At 49.8% G+C, this 24,573-nt stretch carries 16 protein-coding genes; 12 read left to right on the plus strand and 4 right to left on the minus strand.

The genetic code is table 11. The features are described 5' to 3' along the window. Nucleotides 1-7: 7 nt before the first annotated feature. The 5 genes from ACN0YR_RS00615 to ACN0YR_RS00635 all read left to right on the plus strand — a co-directional run bounded on the left by ACN0YR_RS00615 (nucleotide 8) and on the right by ACN0YR_RS00635 (nucleotide 8,822). Nucleotides 8-1,654 (plus strand): serine/threonine protein kinase, encoded by a 1,647-nt coding sequence (locus ACN0YR_RS00615; RefSeq protein ID WP_417847264.1) that lies wholly within the window; start codon nucleotides 8-10, stop codon nucleotides 1,652-1,654. Nucleotides 1,655-1,822: 168 nt separating this feature from the next. Beyond that, the gene (locus tag ACN0YR_RS00620) at nucleotides 1,823-4,990 is read left to right on the plus strand and encodes an amidohydrolase family protein (RefSeq protein ID WP_417847265.1); all 3,168 of its coding nucleotides are present in this window, start codon (nucleotides 1,823-1,825) and stop codon (nucleotides 4,988-4,990) included. Nucleotides 4,991-5,132: 142 nt separating this feature from the next. Then, nucleotides 5,133-6,392 carry an amidohydrolase family protein gene (locus tag ACN0YR_RS00625; protein ID WP_417847266.1) on the plus strand — a complete coding sequence of 420 codons (1,260 nt, stop codon included), beginning with the start codon at nucleotides 5,133-5,135 and terminating at the stop codon, nucleotides 6,390-6,392. A gap of 114 nt (nucleotides 6,393-6,506) precedes the next feature. Then, a complete protein-coding gene (locus tag ACN0YR_RS00630; RefSeq protein WP_417847267.1) occupies nucleotides 6,507-7,100 on the plus strand; it encodes a sigma-70 family RNA polymerase sigma factor in 594 nt (197 codons plus the stop codon). Nucleotides 7,101-7,889: 789 nt separating this feature from the next. After that, the gene (locus tag ACN0YR_RS00635; RefSeq protein ID WP_417847268.1) at nucleotides 7,890-8,822 is read left to right on the plus strand and encodes a DnaJ C-terminal domain-containing protein; all 933 of its coding nucleotides are present in this window, start codon (nucleotides 7,890-7,892) and stop codon (nucleotides 8,820-8,822) included. Nucleotides 8,823-8,831: 9 nt separating this feature from the next. Here ACN0YR_RS00635 and ACN0YR_RS00640 read toward each other — a convergent pair whose 3' ends face one another. Continuing rightward, nucleotides 8,832-10,076 (minus strand): MauE/DoxX family redox-associated membrane protein, encoded by a 1,245-nt coding sequence (locus ACN0YR_RS00640; RefSeq protein WP_417847269.1) that lies wholly within the window; start codon nucleotides 10,074-10,076, stop codon nucleotides 8,832-8,834. A 182-nt stretch (nucleotides 10,077-10,258) separates the two neighbouring features. Between ACN0YR_RS00640 and ACN0YR_RS00645 the strand changes: the two genes are divergently transcribed. Further along, a complete protein-coding gene (locus tag ACN0YR_RS00645) occupies nucleotides 10,259-11,647 on the plus strand; it encodes a tetratricopeptide repeat protein (protein WP_417847270.1) in 1,389 nt (462 codons plus the stop codon). 298 nt (nucleotides 11,648-11,945) lie between these two features. Here the strand turns inward: ACN0YR_RS00645 and rfbD are convergent, their stop codons facing one another. Further along, a complete protein-coding gene (rfbD, locus tag ACN0YR_RS00650) occupies nucleotides 11,946-12,803 on the minus strand; it encodes a dTDP-4-dehydrorhamnose reductase (RefSeq protein WP_417847271.1) in 858 nt (285 codons plus the stop codon). Continuing rightward, the gene (locus ACN0YR_RS00655) at nucleotides 12,800-13,924 is read right to left on the minus strand and encodes a succinylglutamate desuccinylase/aspartoacylase family protein (protein WP_417847272.1); all 1,125 of its coding nucleotides are present in this window, start codon (nucleotides 13,922-13,924) and stop codon (nucleotides 12,800-12,802) included. The genes rfbD and ACN0YR_RS00655 overlap by 4 nt, the downstream gene beginning before the upstream one ends. Nucleotides 13,925-14,326: 402 nt before the next feature. Between ACN0YR_RS00655 and ACN0YR_RS00660 the strand changes: the two genes are divergently transcribed. The 5 genes from ACN0YR_RS00660 (at nucleotide 14,327) to ACN0YR_RS00680 (ending at nucleotide 21,206) form a co-directional block, all read left to right on the plus strand. Continuing rightward, nucleotides 14,327-15,634, plus strand: a complete 1,308-nt coding sequence (locus ACN0YR_RS00660; RefSeq protein WP_417847273.1) for an SWIM zinc finger family protein — start codon at nucleotides 14,327-14,329, stop codon at nucleotides 15,632-15,634. Beyond that, nucleotides 15,631-17,226: a DUF5691 domain-containing protein gene (locus ACN0YR_RS00665; RefSeq protein WP_417847274.1), complete on the plus strand. Its 1,596-nt coding sequence runs from the start codon at nucleotides 15,631-15,633 to the stop codon at nucleotides 17,224-17,226. Before ACN0YR_RS00660 ends, ACN0YR_RS00665 begins: the two co-directional genes overlap by 4 nt. A gap of 857 nt (nucleotides 17,227-18,083) precedes the next feature. Continuing rightward, nucleotides 18,084-19,487, plus strand: a complete 1,404-nt coding sequence (locus ACN0YR_RS00670) for a sulfatase (RefSeq protein ID WP_417847275.1) — start codon at nucleotides 18,084-18,086, stop codon at nucleotides 19,485-19,487. A 108-nt stretch (nucleotides 19,488-19,595) separates the two neighbouring features. After that, nucleotides 19,596-20,378: an SGNH/GDSL hydrolase family protein gene (locus ACN0YR_RS00675; RefSeq protein ID WP_417847276.1), complete on the plus strand. Its 783-nt coding sequence runs from the start codon at nucleotides 19,596-19,598 to the stop codon at nucleotides 20,376-20,378. 171 nt (nucleotides 20,379-20,549) lie between these two features. Then, entirely contained in the window at nucleotides 20,550-21,206 is a 657-nt protein-coding gene (locus tag ACN0YR_RS00680; protein ID WP_417847277.1) for an NUDIX hydrolase, read from the plus strand. A gap of 58 nt (nucleotides 21,207-21,264) precedes the next feature. Here the strand turns inward: ACN0YR_RS00680 and solA are convergent, their stop codons facing one another. Next, entirely contained in the window at nucleotides 21,265-22,398 is a 1,134-nt protein-coding gene (solA, locus tag ACN0YR_RS00685; RefSeq protein ID WP_417847278.1) for an N-methyl-L-tryptophan oxidase, read from the minus strand. Between the two features lie 458 nt (nucleotides 22,399-22,856). Between solA and ACN0YR_RS00690 the strand changes: the two genes are divergently transcribed. Further along, the gene (locus ACN0YR_RS00690) at nucleotides 22,857-24,371 is read left to right on the plus strand and encodes an alkaline phosphatase D family protein (RefSeq protein WP_417847279.1); all 1,515 of its coding nucleotides are present in this window, start codon (nucleotides 22,857-22,859) and stop codon (nucleotides 24,369-24,371) included. The last annotated feature ends 202 nt before the right edge of the window (nucleotides 24,372-24,573 follow it).

Genomic DNA, 24,573 nt, shown 5'->3' on the forward strand with positions numbered 1-24,573 from the left:
GCATATAATGTCTGCCAGTCAAGAAAGAAAAAACGAGTCCGGCGACGAGCTAGTTGATTTTGACGACGAGGTACTGGAGTTTCTTGATCAACACTGTCTCGCAATGCAGGTTGGAAAACCGCTTGCAATCCCAGAGCATCTCCTTGCCAGACATCCAGAACTCTCAGAGATGCTGGATTGCATGAATCGTCTGGATTCGTTTGCGGTGGCTCCGGTGACTGATCAGAACGAGACGCTACTTGGGGACACAGCGGGCTTTTCTTCATCGATGATGCAACAACTCCCGCGAAACTTCGGCTCGTTCTGTCTTGAAGAAGAAATCGGCCGTGGCGGAATGGGGATCATCTACAAAGCTCGTCACATAACGCTTCAAAGTCACTTCGCACTCAAGATGATTCGGACTTGCGAATTTGCGACGGATGAGGAGGTGCGTCGGTTTTATCAGGAAGCGCGGGCAGCCTCACGGTTGCGACATCCGAATATCGTCAGTGTCCACGATGCCGGAGAGCAAGACGGATTTCCTTTTCTTGTCATGACATATATCGAAGGTCAAACGCTCGCAGAACATTTGAAAGGCCAGGAGCTGGAGATTTCTCAAGCGATTGATTACGTCATTCAAATCGCACATGCCGTCGATTATCTGCACAAACAAGACATCATTCATCGTGATCTGAAGCCGTCCAACATTCTACTTGACCATCAACACAATGCTTTTGTGACCGACTTTGGTCTGGCGAAAGTATACGAGGCCGACAGTGAAAGAACGGTTTCAGGAACCATTCTGGGAACTCCAGCTTATATGGCGCCTGAGCAGGCGTGGGGGAAGATCAATGAAATTACCGCTCAATGCGACATTTACAGCTTAGGGGCGATTCTTTACGAGCTGTTAACAAGACGTCCTCCTTTTGTGGAGGAGAGTCCGCTCGACCAAATCTTGCGTCTGCGAGATTCTGAACCGCCGGCACCGGGGAAGATCAATCCTAATGTCCCGAAACCGTTGGAACAAATTTGCTTGCGATGCTTGGAAAAGAAACCGGAGCATCGCTACAAATCTGCGGGAGAACTTGCAAATGATTTGCAACACTTTCAGGAAGGAGAACCGATCGCTCTGAATTCGGTCGGTTGGTGGACCAAACTCCGGCGTTGGGCGAGACGAGAACCGGCACTTGTTGTTCACTTAGCAGCGTTTCTGATTGTCGCGTTGATCTTGCAAATCGTTGACTGGCGGACAGCTGGACATCGCCAGTCTTATTTGCCTGTCATTTCGATTCTCGTCGTCTGGACGGTGATCTCGGTTGTCTTTCAGAAATTAATGTCGCGCGGTGTCCCATTCATTCGGAGAACATGGATCGCAGCAGACGCTGCTTTGTTTACCGCAGCGGTTGCTAATGCGGAGGGGCCGGTTGAATCGCTGGTTACAGGTTATGCACTTCTGATTGTGACCAGCAGCATGTGGTACAAACCTCGGTTGGTTGCAGTGACGACCATCTCTTCTGTCATTTCGTACCTGTTCCTGGTTGCCTACCGAGGCGATCCCGAAACGCCCGGGCATTTTCCATATCTGGTGATCGGAATCTTGCTTGTCATTGGTGGCATTGTCATTTCGCTCGTCCGTCGAATTTTGAAGCTGGTGACAATACGGTCCCGGTTGTAGCGGCCCCGGTTGTAGCTCAGTGAATCAACGCGGCGGTGATTCTTTCGACTCGGTTTCTCAACAAGATTCCCGAATCTTTGTCGAATTGCTGGTATCTGGTCGCTGAACTCTTCACTATTGGTCTTTTGATTCACACCTTTGAGCTTTTCTTTTCAGGATTGCCTTATCATGTCGTTCACTTTGAGGTCCCTTTCCGTTGGGCTGATCTGCCTGTTGCCTGCGTTGGTTTGGGGGCAAGTCGGCAGTACAAATCATGTCGAAGGGCTGCGAGAATCTCCTCCGCATGTTTATGCAATTACTGGGCTGCGGATTGTTCAGGAATCGGGACAAGTGATTGAGAAGGGGACGCTCGTTGTCCGTGATCAGAAAATCACACTTGCCGGTGCAGATGTGGAAATCCCCGCCGATGCCGAAGTTATCGACGGAACAGGAAAAGTTGCTTATCCCGGATTCATTGATTCCTTCGCTGAGGTTGCTCTGGATGCTGCCAGTAAACGACCTGCGACAGCTTATTGGAACCCGCAAATTCGGGCTGATTTTCATGTCAGCTCAGCGATCAAAAAATCGCATCTTGGAGCGTCCAATTTGCGTCAGCAAGGTTTCGTCGCGCGTTTAGTCGCTCCCGAAGCTGGTGTTCTTCGAGGTCAAAGCGCACTTTACTCACTTGGTGAAGGTGAACCGCATCAGCTTCTTCTGAAAGATCGAGTTGCCCTGAATGGTGAATTGACGATTCCTCGCCGAAGCGGAGATCGATCGAACTATCCAAACTCTCCCATGGGGGCGGTCGCGTTGGCGCGTCAGTCTTTTTATGACGCACTCTGGTATCGCGATGCTCACAAAGCCGTTGAGCAAGATCCTTCGTTGCCTCTACCCGAAACGAACTCAACACTTCAGGCAATGCAACTGTTCGCTAGCGGAGAATTGCCAGTCATGTTGGAAACGAGCAATGAACTTTTCGCGTTGCGTGCGAATGACTTTGCCCGAGAGTTCAAACTGAATCTGATAATTGTCGGAAGTGGAAACGAGTATCGAAGATTACAGGAGATCAAAGATACGGGGCGGACATTCATTGTGCCGGTCGCCTTTCCCAAAGCTCCCAACGTTGCCAGTCCCGAAGCAGCGAGCTCGGCAACTTTAGAGTCGCTCATGCATTGGGATCATGCACCGGGAAATCTGGCTCAGTTGCACAAAAGCGGTTTGGAAATTTTACTCACCACGCATCGTTTGGAGAGCCAGAAAGACTTCCTCAAGAATCTGCGAATTGCAGTAAAGCGAGGTTTCCCAGCTACTGCGGCTTTGAACTCTCTAACGATCATTCCTGCAAAACGTTTTCAAGTGAGTGACCAGCTCGGCACGCTCGAACCGGGGAAGCTCGCCAGCTTCGTCTTGACCGATGGCGACCTCTTTGATGATGAAACCAAAATTGTTGAAACCTGGGTTCAGGGACATCGCGTTCAACATGATGAAGATGACAAGATCGATTTGCAGGGAGACTGGAAACTCGCCCTGACCAATGGGCCGAAAGACGATGCAGTCGCATTGATGATGAACATCAAAGGCGAAGAGACGCTCAAGGCAAAAGTCCGTCCTGATCAAACGTTGCCTAAGTTTGAAGATGCCGTCGAAGTGAAGAAGCTCTCTCAGGAGGATGGTCGCCTGGTTGGACAATTTTTAGGGGATAGCTTCGACTCACGAGGGATGGTGACATTCTCGATAGTGCTTGAGAAGGAATCTCAAGAATGGTTGGGAACTCTGAGTTGGCCGGACGGAAAACATTCTTCAGTGCTGATGACTCTGAATCAACCGGCTGAAGCCCCCCCCGAGGAAAAGTCAGAGGTCGAGAAAGAGATCCTTGAGAACGAAGAACTGACGGAAAAAGAAAAGGAAGAGAAGCTGGACAAGAAGAACGCTCTCGCAGCCAGGAGTTCGCAAGCAAGCTTTCCAGTGAACTACCCACTCGGTGCGTTTGGACGAAAAGAGGAGCCGCAAACCGCAAAACTTGTCGTCTTTCAAGGTGCAACGATCTGGACAAGTGGCCCAGCTGGAAACATCAAGAATGGAACTGTGCTGGTGAAAGATGGGGTGATTGTCGAAGTCGGGAAGAACCTCAAAATTCCTGAAGATGCGGTCATCATCGACGCGACAGGAAAACACATCTCCCCCGGACTCATTGATTGTCACTCACATATTGCTTCCGATGGCGGCATCAACGAGAGCGCTCAAGCTGTCACTGCGGAAGTTCGCATTGCTGACTTCCTTGACTGTGACGATATCGATATCTACTGGCAATTAGCGGGCGGTTTGACGACAGCGAACATTCTGCATGGTTCAGCCAACCCAATTGGAGGCCAGAATCAGGTGATCAAGATGCGATGGGGATCAAACTACGAAGGTTTACGTTTTCCTGAAGCTCCCGCAGGAGTGAAATTCGCACTCGGCGAGAATGTCAAGCAGAGCAACTGGGGAGACAAGTACACAAGTCGGTATCCTCAAACTCGCATGGGCGTTCAGCAGATTATGCGTGACGAACTTCAAGAAGCGAAGGAGTACGCAATTCGGAAGAAAGAGTACGCTGACACTCACCAGGGACTCCCTCCACGAACGGACCTCGAACTGGAAGCGATCTCTGAGATTCTTAGTGGCGAGCGATGGGTTCATTGTCACAGCTATCGACAAGACGAAATCCTCACACTGATCCGCACGCTCGACGAATATAAAATCACGATTGGTTCTTTCCAACATATTCTGGAGGGCTACAAAGTTGCCGATGCCATGGCAAAGCACGGAGCGACAGGCTCGTCCTTTTCCGACTGGTGGGCTTACAAAGTCGAAGTTCAGGATGCGATTCCTTACAACGGCGCCATGATGCACGAGCAGGGAATCGTCGTCTCGTTCAATTCGGACGACGGAGAACTCGGGAGACGCATGAATCAGGAAGCTGCAAAAGCGGTGAAATATGGAAATGTCCCACCTCAGGAAGCTCTGAAATTTGTCACTCTCAACCCTGCCATTCAGCTCCGCATCGATAAGCATGTCGGCTCACTTGAAGCTGGCAAGCATGCGGATCTCGTCATCTGGTCGGGGCCACCACTGTCGAACTTCAGTCGCTGCGAACAAACCTGGATCGACGGCAAGAAATACTTCGATGTGGAGGAAGAACTTGCTGAACGAGAAGTGATCGCAAAAATGCGGAACACGTTGATCCAGAAGATCCTTGATACTCGTGCCCCCATGATGAAACTGGGAGAAGAGAACCACGATCCAAGTTCCGAATGGCCTCGACATGATGAATTTTGCGAGAGTCACGGACACGATCATCATGATCATTCGCATTAAGCACTTTTCCGCAAACTACTGAAGTGAGAAATTTTCTCATTGTTCTAGAGAGCAAATTCAGGGTTCACGGGCAGATCTCATTACACGCGGCGAGACTCATTGATTTTTTGATATCCATTCACCTCATCGTTCTGTGGTCATCATGTTTCAACATATATTCTTCTCAGTAATTGTCCTGACACTTTCAGTTCACGGTACGGTCTCATGTTCAGCGATTGCATCGGATCAAATCCCCGGGAAGTTGCCAAAGACGCCCGTTGCACTTGTCGGAGGGACCATTTATCCAGTCAGCTCCGCCCCCATCGAAAACGGGACGTTGATTTTCGATCAGGGAAAGATCACAGATGTGGGTGCTGACATTGAAATCCCGGAAGGAGTGCAGGTCGTCAAAGCGAATAAAATGCACATCTATCCAAGTCTCTTCGAATCTTATTCCCAAATAGGGCTAGTCGAAGTCAATGCTGTACGAGCATCAAACGATCACCGTGAAGCAGGCGAATTCAACCCGAACGTCCTCGCGCAGGTCAGTTTCAACCCTGACAGCGAGTTGATTCCGGTGACGCGCAGCAACGGAGTGCTCCTAAACATGAGCGTCCCGACAGGTGGCCTGATCTCAGGTCAAGCGGCAGTCATGCAGCTTGACGGCTGGACATTTGAAGAGATGACAGTCAAGCCCCGAGCTGCCATGATCGTTTCGCTCCCTAATGAAAAAGAAACGAAAGAGCTTCACGAATTTCTTGAAGTGGCACGCCGGTATCAATTGGCCGCCGAATCGAAGACCAAACTTCGACACGACCTGCGTCTCGAAGCGATGCTCCCGGTGCTCGCTGGCCAGCAACCAATCATTGTCCGAGCGAATAAATGGCAAGACATCAACCGAGCCGTTTCCTTCTCGAAGAATGAAAATATCAAGCTGATTCTTTTCGGAGGATACGACGCCCCAAAATGTGCGGAGCTCCTCAAAAAACATGATATCCCTGTCATCCTTTCCGCGATTCACCGCAAACCGTTGTATCGCCACGACGCTTACGACGCTGCGTTCACGCTGCCACAGCAACTTCAAGACCTGGGCATTCGTTTCTGCATTTCAGGCTATGATCGCTCGAGCAGCTACAACGTTCGCAACCTGCCGTATCATGCGGCAACGGCTGTTGCGTTTGGGCTTTCACAAGAAAATGCACTAAAAGCAATCACGCTCAGCCCAGCTGAGATCCTCGGGGTGGATGACCGGGTCGGGAGTCTCTCGGTTGGGAAAGATGCGACACTCTTCGTGAGTACCGGAAACCCTCTGGAAACATCAAGTCAGGTGAAGCAAGCATGGATAGGCGGACGTCCCGTTGATTTGGGCGACAAACAAAAAACGCTTCATCAAAAATATCAGAAGAAATATGAAGAGGAGTAACTGGCGCGGGCAATGTGTTTTGCCGAATTGGGATATAGGAAAACCATTGATTTCTCTAAAGTAGCCGACAAGTTAATCTCCTGTTTCCGCATCTCTCCATGAGAGTTTCCAATCATGTCGTCGGAATCTCCGAACGAAGAACTTCTTGAACTTCTTGCCAAAGCACAGTCAGGGGATGAATCTGCGCTTGGCAGGCTGTTGGATACTCACAGAGATCAACTGCGAGCACTGGCTGAGCGAGAACTTGATTATAAAATCGCAGCCAGGGTCGATGCGTCTGATGTTGTTCAGCAAACATTTTTATCGGCTTGCAAAAAAGTCAACGATTTCCAAGGTAAAAGTGAGCAAGAGTTTGTCGCGTGGATCTATCAGATACACCGACACAACATTCAAGATCTATTGCGAGAACATCTGGGGGCAGAAAAACGTAATCTCCGAAAAGAGCGAAGCAACGATTTCAGAGAGGTTCCGTCAAATCATGATCAGTCCTCACCAAGCCAGCAAGCAATCAAGCTTGAACAGTCTCAATCACTCGCAGAGCTGATTCACCAGCTTCCCACCGACCAAAAATCGGCGGTTCAAATGCGACACCTTGAAGGCAAGACGCTTGAAGAAATCGCAGCGAAGCTCGGTCGCACCTCTCAGGCAGTAGCGTCTCTGCTCAAACGCGGGCTTGAAAATCTACGGAAGCTGTCAACTCCCGATTAAAGCATTTTCAATGCTTTTCGTGCCTGTGAAGTTCGATCCAATGAGTTCGCAGGCGGCTCGCCACGAGGCAGAACGTAAAGACCAGTATCGGATTTTCTTTATTGCATTTTCAACGCTTTTCGTACCCGTGAAGTTCGATTCAATGAGTTCGTAGCCTGATTACTACGAGGCAGAACCCGATTAGAGCATCTTTCGAATTGGTTTGCAGGTTCTGCCTCGTGGCGAACAGTATTTTTACTAGAGAAATGCGTTCTTCACGGGCACACGGTAGAGCAAACTGCTCTAGCCATTCGAAAAGTACCGTAGCGGTTCGCAAATTGGAGTCCGAGTCGTTTCTCTTGGAAATCCAATTTGTGCATCTCATTGTACTTTGTTGGCATCGATAGCCCCGTCGGGGCTTGCAAATTGGGCAATCGGGAGTTCAGATTCCTTACGAGATGAAAGAAATGTATCGCAGTGAGAAATCCCGAAAATTCTGATGGCTGCAACGTTGTTTTTAAGTCGCTTCTCGCGAACAATGTGCTTTCGCGACTCGATAAAAAAGAACTGAGCTGTATGTATTGATATGAGTCCTGAGTCCCTCTCGGGAAAGTGGTGCGGTAAACTCTGCGTTGAAGGTTTTCCTCAGTGCTACAGAGGTTTCACTCAGGTACTCGGATCAGTTCTCTCGCAATCAGTTCTCTCACAGTGAGAAAATTTCTCATTGAGTGAGTCTTCTGAATTGGTTCAAAACTGCTCGCCGGGGCTGGCAGCATGCAACCTTGTAGCTGAAATTGTATTGTGACGAACATGGACTACTATCAAGTTTTAGGTATATCCCGCGGGGCATCTAAGGAAGAGATCCGTAAGGCGTTCAAGAAAATTGCAAGGGAAAACCACCCGGATGCAAAGCCCGATGATGCTGTTGCCTCTGAAAAGTTCAAACAGGCTGCTGAGGCCTATGATGTTTTGGGAGATGAGGAGAAACGCAAAAAGTACGACCAGTACGGCGAAAATTGGAAGCATGTCTCGGGAGGTGGCGGGGCTCCCGGCGGAGGAAGTCCATTTCGTAGTGGTGGTCCCGTCGATGTCGATTTGCGAGACATCTTTGGTGGAGACGGAGCTGTCGACTTACAGGATCTCTTCGGTGGGATGTTTGGCGGGGGGGGCGGCGGGCGACGTCGTCCTCAGCCAAGGCGTGGGCAGGATCTGAAAACCTCGATTCTCGTGCCGTTTGAACTGGCTGCACGCGGAGGAAATTATGACTTAACGCTTTCGCGCGAAGGGACCGCTGAACGCATCTCGATTAAAATTCCTGCTGGAATTGAATCGGGAAAGTCGATCCGACTCGCGGGGCAGGGGGGAGCTGGATTTCAAGGAGGCTCTCCGGGAGATGTTCTGGTCACCGTGAACGTGGCTAGCCATCCTTATTTTCGGCGTGAGGGAAACGATCTTGTCCTTGAAGTTCCCGTCTCTGTTTCAGAGGCAATCCTCGGTGCAAAAATTGATGTTCCCACTTTGGATGAAGGGTTAGTGACGCTAACTCTCCCACCGGGGACGTCATCCGGCGCGAAGCTGAGATTAAAGGGGAAAGGGTTTAAGAATCTCAAAACGAAAGCTGTCGGAGATGAATTCATCATTATAAAAATTCAAGTCCCCAAAGAGATTGATGAGCAGTCGAAGGAGCTTTTGGAACAGTTCACAAGCCTGAATCCTCTCTCTCCTCGATATGGAATGTGGTAAGGCTTCGGTTCACTCCAGAATTCTGGCCTGAGTGTTCAGACGATAGTTTTTTCGCAGCTGGTCGATTTCCTTCCAGCCGTGAAAAACATGCTTTTCCCGCTTTCCGGTGAAGCGGTTTGGTGTCGATGAAATTTCAATTGTGATGGACTGACTGTCGACCTGTTTTCTCAATAACGCGTTTGCCAACGCCACCCGGTATCGAGCTTGCGGGTAGATCGGGCAGTTCCGTGTTTGGAATGACCAGCGATCCAGTACGATGGGCACTCGGACGTCCAAAGGAGCCGGTCTTCCGCACAATTCTTGAAGAGAAGCAGGGAGAGAAGGAACAATCGATTCGTCGACGAGCACTTCGACACGCTCAGGTCGGGCGGAATAAACAGCCCAGGCGGGCCAATGATCGTACCATCCCCAGTTTTCGAGCGCGGGCAGAAATGCGAATAGTCCTGTAACTCCGATAGCAATCCAGTTTGAGACCTTTCGTGACAAGAGAGTTGCCTCGACCGCTTCGATTGGTTTTCGGAAGAGGATGAAATTCTGAAAGATAAAATAAACATTCCAGATGAGAACTCCGTACTCATGATTCAATCCCCATGGCCCCAGCGCCACGAGAATCATAAGGTGCATGAGAGTAGCTCCCACTAATCCGATGCGACGGAATCTATCTGTTACCAGCAAGAAAGCGACCAGGAGTTCGCCAAGCGGAAGCGAAGCTGCCAGAGCCCGGTTCGTTTGTCTCGACCACATTTCATTGTTGACACCGAACGGCTTGAACAACCCATCCAGTAGCAACTGCCCCTGTCCATCCAAAAATGCAAGATCGATTTTTGAAATCGATGAGTAAACATAAAGAGTGACAACAAGGATGCGGCAACAACTCAGGCCATCTCGACGAGGTGCGAGCGACAAGACGACTGAGAAAAGTAATAGCTGCAACGTCCAGGGTTGGAGTCGATGTTGATCAAGCAGGACCAATCCAATGAACGAAGCAAGATAGACGACGCGAGTGACTCGACGGGTCAGCGATTTTTTTGCTGAGAAGACCAGTAGAATTGCGGCAAGAATCAAGGCTGCCAGAAAGCCTGTCTCAATCGATTGTGGAAACTGACAGAGGAAATCGAACCACGGAATTTGTGGCGATGCAGTCGAATCCAATGGCTTCCATAACGGAAAAGTGACAAGCACGAGAAGCAGCGTGAAGAAGCCCATCACGCGTTCCAATGACGCAATTTTGTGTGATATCCCGTTGTTTTCCATACGTCTGATGTACTTTTCTGGTTCAATTCGGCAGAGAATCCTACCATGTCACGAATCGTAGAGAGTATAATACAGCGACCGCAATGCGCGCGAAGGGACTCTTATCTCCACGAAATATTGCTGTCGAAACCAGAACTCCTACCAGTTCCAATTTGTGAGCTGAGATTGAATTGAGGCCTCACATGTTTGTCAGCCAAATGAAAATAGAATCAGCACTGAATGTTGTGCCATTGAAGCTTGCAGCGTTAATTTTTGCAGCTTTCAGTTTTGCGATCTCTGTACCGCAAGATGCTCAAGCACAAGGTGCCGGGAAGTCTTACCCACTCGTTTATGGGTCGACTGGTCGCCCGTATGGTCCGACGCAGGCACATTATCAATATCAGCTGAGGTACGGTCGACCATGGCATGGTGGGAATGGCCGAGTCTCTCGTAACTACTCTGGGGGGGGATACCTCCCAGGTTACGCCGGGGGAGCGTACTTTCCGGTTTATGGGACTCCATACGCCCCCGCATATTACGGATTGAATGTCCCGATTTACGCCACTCCAAACGTGATTTACCCGGGGCCTATCTACTCTCAATTTGGTGCATACGGATACTTTGGTGCAATTCCGGGAGTCCCGACAATCAATCATGTTCCGTTTCAAACTGGAGGCGTTGGGCAGACGATGATCGGAAGAGGTTTTCAACCTGACCCGTTTCTTCCTCAAGATGATTTTCTCCCTCCCAACAACCCCTTAAATGCTCCAATTGAGCCCACGCCAATTGTTGAAGAATCGACTCCTCAGCAACGTGAGCGTGCATTGCGGATGAGAGTGCTTGGAGACGAAGCCTTTGCAATCACGGATTATCGTAAAGCTGGGGAACGTTATCGAGAGGCTGCTTCAATCGCACCGGATCAGGCAGATCCCCGTTATCGTTTAGCAATTTCTCTGGCTGCACGTGGCCGCTTTGAAGAAGCTGTCGAACAACTCAAAACAGCGACGACGCTCGATATGGAATGGCCATCGAGTGGAGTGACGCTGGATGAACTTTATGGGCTGAACGCCCCCAACGACGACTTGGCCAAGCGTGATGAAAAGAATCGCATCAAAACTCGCATTGCCGAATGGACTAATCGAGACGTTCGCGATCCGAACCGACTTTTCCTGCTTGCAGTCGTGATGATGCTGGATGGCGACGTCCGTGCCAAAGGACTTCTGGAGACAGCGATTCGATTAAATGGAGTTGAGCGACATCTCATTGCGTTTTTGACACCTCTCGTTGATCAAGAGGCGGTTGCTGGGGCAAATCAGGAAGCACCGAACTCGCCACGGGTGTTCGATCTTGGGAAAGATTCGCCAGCATTTATTCCTCCAGCCCCTGAGCCAAACCAAAATCGTGGCGAAATAACAGGTGAAGAACGCGCTCGACGAGTTTTTGAAAAGGCTCCCGACTCAATTCCGGCTGTTCCCGAAGAACTCAAGAATGATCCTCCAACTTCGAAACCACCGAAGCCCGACCCACCGAAGCCGATTCCAACTATTCAAGAGCTGGAGAACAAAGGTCCGGCTCTTCCAGCCCGCCCGTAAAGCTGTGGCTTCCGTGCAATCTTGAGAACATCTGCATACTTGCCGGTCGTTTGAAATGTGCTCTCGTTCATTAAAGCATGATCGAGGCGCAAGTTGAGAGACCGCACGATACAGAGCGCGGTCGAAGCATCGTCAGAGCATTTTCGTAGAACTGATCCTGAAACCTGAGTTCGCTCCCTTAAACACTGAGATAAGTGACCACTCCAATAGTTTTCTGACTGGTTCTAGAGCATCTTTCCTGGAGAAATGCGTTCTTCACGGGCACATGATAGAGCAAACTGCTCTAGTTTGAGCGACGTCAACCAGTTCGTTGATCGAGGTACTCGTGAAGAGCTGATTCCCACGTGCGTAGTGGATTCTGTAACACGGCTTCGAGCTTGTAACAGTTCAGCAAACTCATTGCCGGTCGGCGTGCTTTGGTCTGATACTCATTCGAAGTGATTCGCACAACTTTTGTTGGCATCTTTAAATAAGCAAAGATCTCTTCTGCAAAACGGGCCCATGTTGCAGCTCCCCGATTTGTTGCATGGTACAGCCCATATGAAGTTGTAATTGCCAGATCGCAAAGAGTGACAGCTACATCATGAGCGTTTGTGGGTGTGCATTTCTGATCGTCAATGATCCGCAACTCTTCTCTTTCTGTTCCAAGGCGGAGCATCGTCTCGACAAAGTTGCCTTTCCCGGCTCCTCGTCGTGCTGCATGCCCATACAGCCCGCACGTGCGAACCACGAAATGCTTTGAGCACAAACTGCGAACGAAATACTCACCCGACAGTTTGCTCATCCCGTATGCACTAACAGGTCCGGGAGTGTCCATCTCGGTCCAAGGTGTCAATGAAGACTCGAGTCCGAAGACGTAATCGGAACTGATGTGGACGAGGCATTTGTCACGTTTTTGACATTCGATCGCCAGATTTCGAGGCCCCAGAGCATTGACTCTGTAAGCAACTTCCGGCTCGTCCTCTGCCTGGTCAACGAAATTGTACGCAGCTGCGTTGATCACGACTGTTGGATCGAACGTGTCCAACTGACTCGAAATTGACTCTGGAGATGTAATGTCGATATCTGCATGACCAAGTGCGATCGCATCATCCCCTAAGATCTCTTGCAGGGCGCTTCCGAGTTGACCATCTGCTCCGACGATCATCGCTTTCATAGAATTTCGTCCTCCGATGGTTCAGGAACATCATCTGGTGGATCTTCAGTGAAATCCGCAACTTCAGTGACGTTGAAACTGGTTGAGAGATCGTTTCTCAAACGAAGTTGGAGAGCCTCGTTCGGAAGTTGATCGACAACTTTTTCCATTTTTGACTGCCCCTTATTGATCAAACCGATGTGGCAGACAGGTTCCCCGGGGGCTGTCATGGGAAGCGTGGTCATGCCCAGGATGATACCATCTTCCGTCGATTCGATCACTTGCTGAACTTGCCCCAACAAGCTGGATGTAGTCACGATCGGTGAGCCAGTACTGACAAAGTCTCCGGGAGCAACATGAAATTGCAGAAAACCAGCTGTGTCCGAGCGAACCCATCGTGTGGTTTCAATGATTGTCCGGTACGGTGGTAGTTCCACTTCCCCATCGATCATTCCCAAGGAAATGAAAACGTTCTTCAAACCTCGGACCGATTGTTCGGTGACGGTCGATTCCACTTTCCAGACTTCACCTGCTTCCAGAATGAACGTCGGACAACCGGCGTCGCACGCGGACCGGCGTAAGCTCCCCTCGGGACCTGCATCATTGATTGTGAGAGGACAACCGAATGCGTGGGTCAGCTTGATCAAATCGGGATTCGAGAGATCGGCACGCACGTTTGGAAAGTTCGTCTTTCGTACCGATGCTGTGTGCAAATCGATTCCAAAGTCGGAACGAGAGACGATTTGTTCGAATACGAATCTAGCCATGCGGCTGGTTTGCGATCCCTTCGCACTGCCGGGGAACGAACGATTTAAGTCGCGGCGATCCGGGAGATACCGAGAATGTCGTTCGAAGCCGAGCACATTGACTACGGGAACCAGAATCAGATTCCCTTTCTTTAATTGAATGGACTCTTCTGTGATCAAGCGTCGAATGGCTCCCGTTCCATTAATTTCATCTCCATGAACGGCTGCCGTGACAAATATTGTCGGTCCCGGTTCGATTCCCCGCCGGATTTGAATCGGAATGGTTAAATTCATTCCGCTGTAACTTTCCGAAAACCGGACCTCAACATCTTTCGTTTCCCCTGGAGCAACGGTCACGTCTCCCCAACGGTCAACTGTTAACTTTTCGTTATTCATTGAATTAGATTGTTCCACGGAACTGAAGAGATTCAAATTTCCCGTAACTATACTCTTTCTTCAGAAAACGTGCGTCTTACTGAGAGCATTAATTCTTTGACTTGAGATGACTTTTGGAAGTCTTTCAAGTTTCTCTTCCCTGTGAAGAGGCTTTTCATGTGGCGAATCGCATTTTTCGACGAAACCCAACGTGGACATTTTCACAAAAATCTCAAGAAGCTTCCGAGCTGAGAAGCCGTTGTCTCTGTTCGCCAAGTGGCTAGAGCAGTTTGCTCTACCGTGTGCCCGTGAAGAACGCGTTTCATCAATAAAATTGCTGTTCGCCACGAGACAGAACCTGTACACCAATTCGAAAGATGGTCTAACATGATGAGATGAAATCAATACGATCACGGAACTCTTATGCAACTTTCGCTGGAACAAGTTCGGGAAATGGCTCCCGATGAAAAATCTGTTATAGCTGCGAACAAAATTGTCTCGCTGAATCACTGGAATTCGCCCGGCTTAAGCGACGTCGCAATTTGGGGGAAGTGCGCAGGAGGTCGATATCAGGTTCGCGTCGATCTTCAGAATCTGGGCTCTCATTGTAACTGCCCGAGTCGGAAGTTCCCATGTAAACACGTCCTGGCACTCTTGATGCTCTTTACATCAACTCCGGATGCCTTTGCGATCACTGATTCACCTGATTGGGTCGCAGACTGGATTCAGAAGCGGCGGCAGCGCGAGCAACAAAAGTCTGTAGAAAAAAAACAACCCGCGAAACCTGTCGATCCGGAGGCACAGGCGAAACGTATTCGTGAACGAGAAGCGAGAATCGCCGAAGGGCTCCAGCATTTGATCGTCTGGATGGATGATCTGATTCGGAATGGGGTCGCTGGTTTGGAAGCTCAGCCATTTCTTTTTTGGGACACGCAAGCCAGACGCCTTGTCGACGCTCAGGCAAAAGGGCTGGCATCACGAGTTTACAAGCTTGCGGAAATTCCGAACTCTTCACGCGACTGGCCAGAGCGATTGACGAATGAGCTCGGTCGAATCCGACTACTCGTTCACGCTTATCTGAATCAAGGGGAACTCTCTCCCAGCTTGCAGGCAGATGTTCGCCAGCTGATTGGATGGACCGTTTCACAGGCCGAGTTGGAAGTCTCTGGAACTGAAATTGAGGACGACTGGTTCATCTTCGGGCAACGCATCGAAGATGAAGAACGCTTCACAACGCAACGCTCTTGGGCAGTGGGGCGCAAAACTCGGCAGGAAGCACTTTTTTTGCAGTTTGCTCCGGGCAAGCAAGGGTTCGCCGAATCGATCGTGCCTGGAACATCCTTTAGTGGCAAGCTTGTTTTCTATCCAGCAGCAGTTCTGCAAAGGGCCAAAATTTCAGAGCGAAGCGAGGAACAGCCGGTCTCAGCCGAGGACCTGTTCTATCTCGACTCGATCGACGACTTTCTTACTTCCTATGCCGATCGACTTGCCAGAAATCCGTGGCTGGCGAGTTGCACCTGTCTGCTGAAAGAGGTTTCAATCGCGCAACACAACGGTGATTGGTACTTGAGAGACAAGCACGGTTACGGGGTTCCCTTCAAGTCGCAGGAGACGTACCGCATCCTCGCGATGACTGGTGGGCAGCAGGTTGATGTTATGGGGGAATGGAATGGCAACTTCTTCACACCCTGGAGCTTGCTAGTGAATCAGCAGTTTAGGATTTGCTCATGAATAACCTTTTCAAAGCTGCATTGGTCGGCACAAGAAAGCTGCCAGGTGTCCCGCTGGATGATTCATGCCCGACAGATAAAATTGTAAATTCGCATGGGGTCATGAGTGCCGAATCCGAGCTGTTGCTAAGGATCGGACGTCGGTCGATTTATGAATTGGCAGGCCAGCCTACGGTTCAAGTCGCCCCCTTTCCGGCAGCTCCGAATGTTGAAACTAAGGTTTGGTCGAAGCGTTTTCACCAGGTGATGCGAGCGGCACTTGGTCAGTCGCAATCCAAAGTCCTCATCGAATTCCTAAGAATTCTCGAGGAACTGAATCTCAACATCCCCGACAGTATTCTTCCGGATTTATTCAGCACGAATGATCCAGAATTGCGCCAGGCAGTTCGCCCAGTCATCGACGATCGAGGGGTTTGGCTGGCGAGATTGAATCCGGAATGGGAATGGGTTCTTGATTCTGAAATCAATGGGGGAGTCGATGCCAAAATCCTTGAAGAGCAATGGAATGAAGGGACGCTTCCACAACGTTGCGAAGTGCTGACTCAAGTTCGTCTGCTCGATGCAGAAAAAGGTCGAATCTGGTTACAGAACTGCTTTAAGAAAGAGAAAGCGGATGTGCGACGCCAGTTACTTGAGCGAATGGCAACCAATCTGAACGAGGACGATGAAGAGTTTCTGAAGTCAGCAGTCAATGATCGCAGCAAGTTTGTGAAGCAAGTCGCGACCGACCTGCTTGCTCAAATTCCAACTTCAAAGGTATCTGCTCGGCATCTTCAACGAGCAACACAACTTCTTGAACGAATTCCCTCAACGGGATCTCAGCTGAAACTCGTCTGCCGACCTCCTCGAGAATTACCCAGCGATTGGGAGGAGGACGGAATCCCTCTCTCAGCTTCGGGGGGGCAAGGAAAGCGAGCCTTCTGGACAGAAGAGCTTGTCTTTCGTATTCGTCCTGCGTTTTGGACAGAATTCTTCGAATCTTCACCCTTGGAACTCATCAACGCGATCTTGCACGACGATTTCTCCCACTCAGTCATAACCGGTTGGACTCGAGCGGTGGGAGCATGCGACGCCTCAAATCCTGAGACGCTCGACTGGGGGGAACCGTTGTGGAAGTACTGGTCGGCAATGACTCAGCATCCACATACTGTTGTTCAAGATCAGGCAATCGCCATGCTGGGACGACTCGCTGGACGGCTTGAGCAATCGAATCTGGAACGAGCAATCTTGCAATTGGTGCAGGATCAACCTGATCCGACGAACGCTCCAATTTCTCAGCTTCTCCCGTTCGTTACGACTCCCTGGTCAATTTCGTTTGCCAAGGAATATATGCGGATCACCCGTGGACTGGTTGGCTCCCGCACAGACCGGGCTGTCATTCATTGGTTAAGCTCACTCTCCGCTGCAGCAATTGCGATTCCGAAAGAGGCGTTTGAAATCGCACAGGCTCCCTGGCGAATTCGAGATCAAGCAATCCAATCCTGGCAGGTCTCTGAAATTGAACGACTGATCTCACAGTTTGCAGAACGAATTCAACTGAGATCTGCCTTCTATGAAGAACTGGAGTCGCTACAGTCAATTGCGAATCAATAACTCCCAGTTGATACTGAGAATCATTCTCCAGCGCACTTTCCAATGTCTGTTGTGTTCGCGTGACTCGTAATTATGACTCTCAGGACCGTCCGCCACGAGGCAGGCAGAGCACGATGCCCCTCTTGGATTTTCTGAGGAAAGCCTGATCAAGTGCAGGCCTGAGGTCAGTTTCTGCCGATTGAATCGAAGAAAACTGTGAGATTAGTCTCTGAATTCTGACTCTACCTTCGCCGCTTTTGAAGGTGGTTGAATTCCACGAGTCATTCACGATCTTGATGTCTAGATCTTACTCTGTTTCTTAAGTTATTGATGGCAATATGGTTACGCATTTTTTGTTGTTGTCGTTGTTGAGTTTCATTCTTAAGACGATTTCGGTCGAAGATTCTTGTCGGCAAGAAACATCTTCAATGGAGACGATTTTTCAAGGGAGTGACAAGTTTAACATTGACTTTATGACCAGATGGGGAGATGATTCTCTTAACAGCGTTAGTGGTTCTGGCCCGTATCACTAACGCTCAGAGCCTCCCAGGTCAGGCCCGTCCTGGTGAGGCTCGTTTTATTTCTCCACTGTCGTTTTCTTCGCAGCGATTCACTTTTCTTCCCCATTAAGCTCTACTTGCGCAAATTTATCTGTATTAAGTCCGTTGTGTTAGAATGTGCGGATAGCTGAGCCCCTCCAAAAATGTGGGATTCACACAGCGACACGTCGCGAACTGCGGTGTACAACTTCTCCTCCGGCTACAGAAGCAAACAGAACATTGGTCTCAACGTCCTGTCTCGTGGAGAGTAGCGATTCGATCGTGAAAACGATCATTGCGGGGAAGGACTGATCGGAAATCCTCAACTGAGTTCAGCAAATGATTCACCGACTTCTTGCTTTGTTCTTTTGTATTGTCACGCCCATCGCGGCTGGCGAGAAGCCGAACATCATACTTGTGATGTGCGACGATTTGGGCTGGGGCGATATTCAGGCGTTCAACCCGGACTCTGCTATTCAAACTCCTCACTTGAATCAAATGGCTCGAGCGGGGTTGAAGTTCAATCGATTCTATTCAGCCGGATCGGTTTGCAGCCCAACGCGTGGATCGTGTTTAACGGGACGGCACCCGTATCGATACGGAATTTACAACGCCAACGCAGGACACCTGAAACCGGAAGAAATCACCCTCCCCGAAATTCTCAAGGATCAAGGTTACACAACGGGGCATTTCGGGAAATGGCATTTGGGGACACTGACGACAGTTGTGCAAGACGCCAATCGTGGTGGGCCACGTGGAAAGAAGCACTTTTCGACACCGCAAATGAACGGCTATGACCGCTGCTTTGTGACTGAGTCGAAAGTTCCGACGTTCGACCCGATGATTAAGCCGAAAGGTGGCAGCCAAAAGGGATGGGACTACATTCAAGATAAGTCTATGGCAGTCAACTATGGAACGCGTTACTGGGACGAGAACGGAAATGCCGTCACAGACAACCTGGAAGGGGATGATTCTAAATTGATCATGGACCGTGCGATTCCTTTCATTCACAACGCTGTCAAAAGCGACCGGAAATTCTTCGCTGCCATTTGGTTTCATGCTCCACATCTCCCAGTCGTCGCGGGTGAAAAACATGTGGCTCCGTATGCGAAGTTCACAAGCTACGAGAGAAATTACTATGGATGTGTGAGCGCTATGGATGAACAAGTCGGGCGTTTACGGCAAGCATTGCAAGAGTCCGGCGTGGCAGAGGAAACAATGATTTGGTTCTGCTCTGACAATGGGCCTGAAGGGGAGAGCGGGCAGGCTCCCGGTTCGGCCGGACCATTTCGAGGGCGGAAACGTTCGCTTTACGAGGGAGGTGTTCGAGTTCCTGGAATCCTGGAATGGCCGGGGCATGTGACACCCGGCACGGAGACAGATCTACCAGCTCTCACCAGTGATTATCTTCCGACGATTCTTGACCTTCTTGAGATCGAACTCCCCGATCAGCGGCCGTTAGATGGAATTTCACTGCTACCATTACTGACCGAGAAGCCGATGCAAGTGAGAGATTCTCCGATAGGATTTCAATATCGAAACTCACAATCCTGGGTCACTCAACAATTCAAACTCATCACAACCGACAAAGGGAAGAGTTGGGAACTTTACGATCTCATCGCTGATCCCGGCGAGCAACGAGACATTTCTGCTTCGCACAAGGAACTCGTCGAAGAAATGTATTCTGACCTCCAAAAATGGGTTGCGTCTTGCAAAAAAAGTGACGAAGAAGAAGACTATTAACGATTCTTCAAACATCAGAGTCTTTTCAAGACTTGTCGCCTCCGAAAAAAACAGGTTCACGACAAGCATTGAAAACGCTTTAAGAAAGCCCCATTCAAAGAGGACAAGATGGCACATTCAGGTCGCAGAGACTTCATCAAAACTTTGGCAATGGGAGTCGCCGGAGCAGCAACTGTCGGCACAGTCTCCAACTCCAATCCGGTTTCCGCTCAAGAAAAGAAAGAGCACGGTGACTCTCTCATTCAACCGGGGAATACAATCCTCTTCCAAGGGGACTCCATCACTGATGCAGGTCGCAGTCGTCCCGAAGCAGGGAAACCGAACAATCAAAAAGCACTCGGAAATGGCTATGCCTGGATGGCTGCATCGCAACTGCTCGTTGGAATGCCAGAGGCTCAGTTGAAGATCTACAACCGTGGGATCAGCGGAAACAAAGTTTTTCAGCTCGCTGACCGCTGGGATAAGGATTGCCTGGAACTTAAGCCGGATGTGCTGAGTATTTTAATTGGCGTCAATGATATTTGGCATTATCTCAATGGAAAGTACGACGGAACCGTGGAAACGTACGAGACTGACTTCCGGGCATTACTCGAGCGAACCAGGAAGGAACTCCCCGAGGTCAAACTGGTAATCTGTGAGCCGTTTGTTCTCAAGTGCGGTGCGGTCGACGACAAATGGTTTCCGCTCTTTGATCAGTTTCGAAAAGCAGCTTCTAAAGTTGCGAATGATTTCCACACGGTGTTTGTTCCGTTTCAGTCCATGTTCGATGAAGCGATCAATTATGCTCCGCCAGAGCACTGGGCAAAGGATGGCGTCCATCCCTCACCGTTCGGGGCACAACTGATGGCCCATGAATGGGTGAAAACGGTCAGCCATGCCCATCAGAGTTGAGAAGAGCATTTTACTGTTTACCCTGTCCGTAAAGATCACTTTGGTGACTTCATAGTCTACTTTTCACGAATTGTCACGAAACAGAACGTAATGACAAATCCTGGATTTGTCCGAGCCTCTTTTTGAAGATGATGTAAGCGTTCTGACTCGTGGGTATGTGTGATTTCCTACATGGAAATGACTCTCCTCGGACACCAGAGAGACGAAAGTGTTCTAGAGCAGTTTGCTCTACCGTGTGCCCGTGAAGAACGCGTTCCTCTAGTAAAAATGCTGTTCGCCACGAGGCAGAACCTGCAAACCAATTCGAAAGATGCTCTAGTCGAAAAAATGACGGAAGAAATTTTTGATGTTTGCGATGAATACGATCAAGTGATCGGGCAGGCTACGCGTGCGGAAGTTCACGCGCGCGGTCTGCTTCATCGAGCTGTCCACATTTGGATTTGGCGATCCGATGGGAGGTTGATGGTCCATTTGCGGTCGGACACGAAAGATCAATTTCCGAACTGCTATACATCATCCGCGTCAGGTCATCTCGACACAGGAGAGGATTACGAACAGGCAGCGCATCGTGAACTCAAAGAAGAGCTCGACCTTGCCGGTGAACTGACTTGGTCGACAAAGCTCCCTGCTTCTTCATTGACTGCGAATGAGCACTCAGTTCTCTTCGAGATGATCACTGACGAAATTCCAAAACCAGACCCAGGTGAAATCGCAGAGGTTGAATATTTCACACTCCCGGAGTTACGCCAACTTCTCGACAGGAAACCAGACAACTTGACTCCACCGTTCCGTGCCTTACTCGAATGGTGGTTTGATACTCAAGATTGACTGCGGAACATGTTCGAAAGTCTGTGATCGCTGGTCGTCAGGCATGCCATTCAAAGACTTATGCAAACCGATCCATTCGTAAGAAATCGATCGGTAATTCGGTCTCGTAGTCAATTGCCAAATCGGAAAGAACCTTTCCAAGGATGGAAGCAAATTCGAAACCGTGCCCACTGAATCCAGCGCCGAAGGCAACGTTCTGGTAACTCGGGTGCTGGTCGACGATGAATTGTTGATCCGGGGACATTGTGTACATGTAAGCCGAATGTGATTCCGGAGTTGCCTGAACATCTGGCATCACTTCCTGCAGAAATCTGGCAACCGGTTCCAAGTCTTCTGCATAAAGTTCGGTATCTAATTCGCTCGGGGCCGTGACGAGATCTCCGTCTGAGTGCTGGCAGACTTTGATGACCTGCCCGTCGAGACAGGGGAAACCATAAAATTCGCCATAGGGCATGTCAAAGAGAAATCCTGATGCGCCCATGCTGAAGTCGTAAGCGTCAGAAGTGACTGGGAACCAGAACATCAACTTTCGCAAAACATTCAGCTGCGGGAATCCTTCGATCTCACCAAGTAGCTTCGATGACCAAGCCCCTGCTGTAATGATTAATGCGTCAGCTTCAAAGGTCGTCTCTTTGGTCCAGACTTTGACGTGATCTCCGTCCGACTCCCAGTGCGTCACCGCTTCGTCCCACTGAAATTCAGCACCGCGTTTCTCTGCAAGACTCGTTAACACATCGACGCAATCTTCCACGTGCAGCACGCCACCGTCGACCTCATAGACGACATCATACCCGTCCGGGATGTTGAAACCTGGGAACCTGTCTTCAAGGTCGGCTTCTGAAATGTTTTCCAGATCCAATCCATGGATTTGTGATGCGGATCGAGACCCTGCGATGGCGTTACAGTCAGGGCGACCAGCCAGCATCAATCCGCAAGGCGAGATCAACTCACGTTGTGAAATCTCTTCCAGCTTGACCCAGAGCTTGTATCCCTGTTGCAGAAGCGGGATAGAATCGGGATGCTCGAAATACGCTTTTCGAATGATGCTCGATTCACCATGCGAGCTTCCGCGACGATGACCACGTTCGAACTGTTCCAGGACCAGAACCTTCTTTCCACGTTTGGCAGCGTAATACGCGGCACTTGTTCCAAAACCGCCCGCACCAATCACAATCAGGTCATATTTCGACATCGTCACTTGCCTTCTGGGAAACTCTCATCGATAGAGACGTCACTCTAATCGTTCAGTTCTGATACTGACAGACGAATTTCCGGACATTTCACCAAGAGTGGAATTCGTACATCGACGGACTCAACATCCTTCCGAGTCTCTATTCGACCAGACTCTCGGCGTGCCGATTGGTTAAGCATGTTTATAGATTTCAGTTCAACCACACTCGCTGATACCGGGGCTCGACTTTTAAGCAAGAAGCCCGAACGCTTCGCCAGCAGCCTCCGTTTTCCTTGAAACCAGCCTTTCGATAGATGTGCATCAAAGAGAATTGATGGTACGATGCGAGTGTCTTATCAGTAGCCAGAGAATTCTTAATGCTTGCCTGCCAGTGAATCGTGCTTTCACAATTTCCTAGACCGCTCGCCACGAGGCAGGACGTAAAGAACATTATTGGATTTGCCTTGGAGGGAATCATCGTGTCACACCGTCTGTTTTACATTCTCAGCTTGTCGATTTTTCTTGGTGGATGTGCGAAGGATTTTTCAATTTCTTCCGAAGCCGATTCCAGTGACAAGACTCCGGACACCTCATTAATGGCTGGGCAGGGGATCATGGTCGGCGAACTTACTGACCAATCTGCATTCGTGCAGGTCCGTCTGACACAAGGGAGTCAACTCATCGAAAGGGACCTCCCAGGCCTTCCCGGAATTGTGAGATTTACGCTCTATCAAGGGGACAGACAGTTCGGCGATGCAGTCACCGTGCAAGCTTTGGAAACCTACGATTTCATCGCCCGAACTGCATGGGATGGACTTTCACCGGGGACCGAGTACACCTGCAAAACAGAAATCGGAGCTGACGAAAACTCACTTCAATCTGGCCCGACGGCAACTTTCAGCACTCTGTACGGGGCTGTGCAGAATGAGCCGCTCAGTTTTGTGGTGGTCACCGGAATGAATTTCGCGAAATTTCATGGGGACGATCGGATTGATTTAGAGCAACACAAAATTGAAAACAATCGTGAACTCCCGCAGCCCTACGCTGGTCCCGACAAACATCTAGGCTATCCCGCACTGAATACGATCCTGAAGAAAAAGCCGCTCTTCTTTGTGGGGACGGGAGACAATGTCTATTACGACACTCCGGATAATCCGCGAGCGGAGACGGTGAAAGAACTTCGCCAGAAATGGCATGAGCAATTCCGTCAACCACGATTCGTTTCTCTTTTTGCGAAGGTTCCGACGTACTGGGAAGTCGACGATCACGACTACCGTATTGATGATGGAGACAATTCCGGTGATTACGAGCCGACTCCCGAAACCGCCCGCCGGATGATGCTTGAGCAACTTCCGATGGCTGCCCACGGTGACGAAAAAGCAAAAACCTATCGGACACATCGCATCAGTAAGGATCTTCAACTCTGGTTCACGGAAGGCCGGGTCTATCGAAGCGATAACGCAGCACCCGATGGTCCGGAGAAAACGATTTGGGGCGAAGAACAAAAGGAGTGGTTGAAGAAAACGCTCGCAGAAAGCGACGCTGCGTTCAAAATTTTGATCTCACCAACTCCCATGATCGGCCCCGACGATCTCCGCAAAACCGACAATCATACAAACGTCGGGGGTTTCCAACATGAGCGAGATGAATTCTTCGATTGGCTCAAGGAATCTGGCGTTGCTAAGCAAAATTTTTACATCGTCTGCGGAGATCGGCACTGGCAGTATCATTCGATCCACCCCAGCGGCATTGAAGAGTTTTCCTGTGGAGCGCTGATCGATGAGAATTCGCGTCCCGGTCGATTGCCTGGTGATCCAAAATCGACAGACCCGAAAGCCACGATCAAACAACCATACTCTCAACGGGAAGCGTCTGGAGGTTTTCTGGAGATTCAATTAACCCCAAAAAGTGAAAAAGGATCGAGCAAGCTTACCTTCCTCTGGAATGACGAACATGGAGAAATCCAGCATCAAGAAGTCAAAACGGCTGACTGAAGCAAACAGGACAAATAAGAAAAGCTTGTCAGCGATCAGACTAATGAAGTGCTGAATTGTCTTGAGAGTTTGAGTCTTCAGAGGCACTGGGGGGGCACGTGGCGAATTGTATAAAGACCAGTGCTCTTCTAGAGCAAATCAAATATTCGTCTTTACGTTCCGCCTCGTGCCGAACAGTCTATGAAGTCATGGAAGTGACCTT

Source organism: Thalassoglobus sp., assembly GCF_048270125.1.
Taxonomy (GTDB): domain Bacteria; phylum Planctomycetota; class Planctomycetia; order Planctomycetales; family Planctomycetaceae; genus Thalassoglobus.

Coding starts and splice junctions, on each gene's coding strand:
- ACN0YR_RS00655 (WP_417847272.1), bottom strand. CDS start 13,924: ATGAATAACGAAAAGTTAACAGTTGACCGTTGGGGAGACGTGACCGTT.
- ACN0YR_RS00660 (WP_417847273.1), top strand. CDS start 14,327: ATGCAACTTTCGCTGGAACAAGTTCGGGAAATGGCTCCCGATGAAAAA.
- ACN0YR_RS00645 (WP_417847270.1), top strand. CDS start 10,259: ATGTTTGTCAGCCAAATGAAAATAGAATCAGCACTGAATGTTGTGCCA.
- ACN0YR_RS00680 (WP_417847277.1), top strand. CDS start 20,550: ATGGAAATGACTCTCCTCGGACACCAGAGAGACGAAAGTGTTCTAGAG.
- solA (WP_417847278.1), bottom strand. CDS start 22,398: ATGTCGAAATATGACCTGATTGTGATTGGTGCGGGCGGTTTTGGAACA.
- ACN0YR_RS00675 (WP_417847276.1), top strand. CDS start 19,596: ATGGCACATTCAGGTCGCAGAGACTTCATCAAAACTTTGGCAATGGGA.
- ACN0YR_RS00670 (WP_417847275.1), top strand. CDS start 18,084: ATGATTCACCGACTTCTTGCTTTGTTCTTTTGTATTGTCACGCCCATC.
- ACN0YR_RS00640 (WP_417847269.1), bottom strand. CDS start 10,076: ATGGAAAACAACGGGATATCACACAAAATTGCGTCATTGGAACGCGTG.
- ACN0YR_RS00615 (WP_417847264.1), top strand. CDS start 8: ATGTCTGCCAGTCAAGAAAGAAAAAACGAGTCCGGCGACGAGCTAGTT.
- ACN0YR_RS00635 (WP_417847268.1), top strand. CDS start 7,890: ATGGACTACTATCAAGTTTTAGGTATATCCCGCGGGGCATCTAAGGAA.
- ACN0YR_RS00665 (WP_417847274.1), top strand. CDS start 15,631: ATGAATAACCTTTTCAAAGCTGCATTGGTCGGCACAAGAAAGCTGCCA.
- ACN0YR_RS00620 (WP_417847265.1), top strand. CDS start 1,823: ATGTCGTTCACTTTGAGGTCCCTTTCCGTTGGGCTGATCTGCCTGTTG.
- rfbD (WP_417847271.1), bottom strand. CDS start 12,803: ATGAAAGCGATGATCGTCGGAGCAGATGGTCAACTCGGAAGCGCCCTG.
- ACN0YR_RS00630 (WP_417847267.1), top strand. CDS start 6,507: ATGTCGTCGGAATCTCCGAACGAAGAACTTCTTGAACTTCTTGCCAAA.
- ACN0YR_RS00625 (WP_417847266.1), top strand. CDS start 5,133: ATGTTTCAACATATATTCTTCTCAGTAATTGTCCTGACACTTTCAGTT.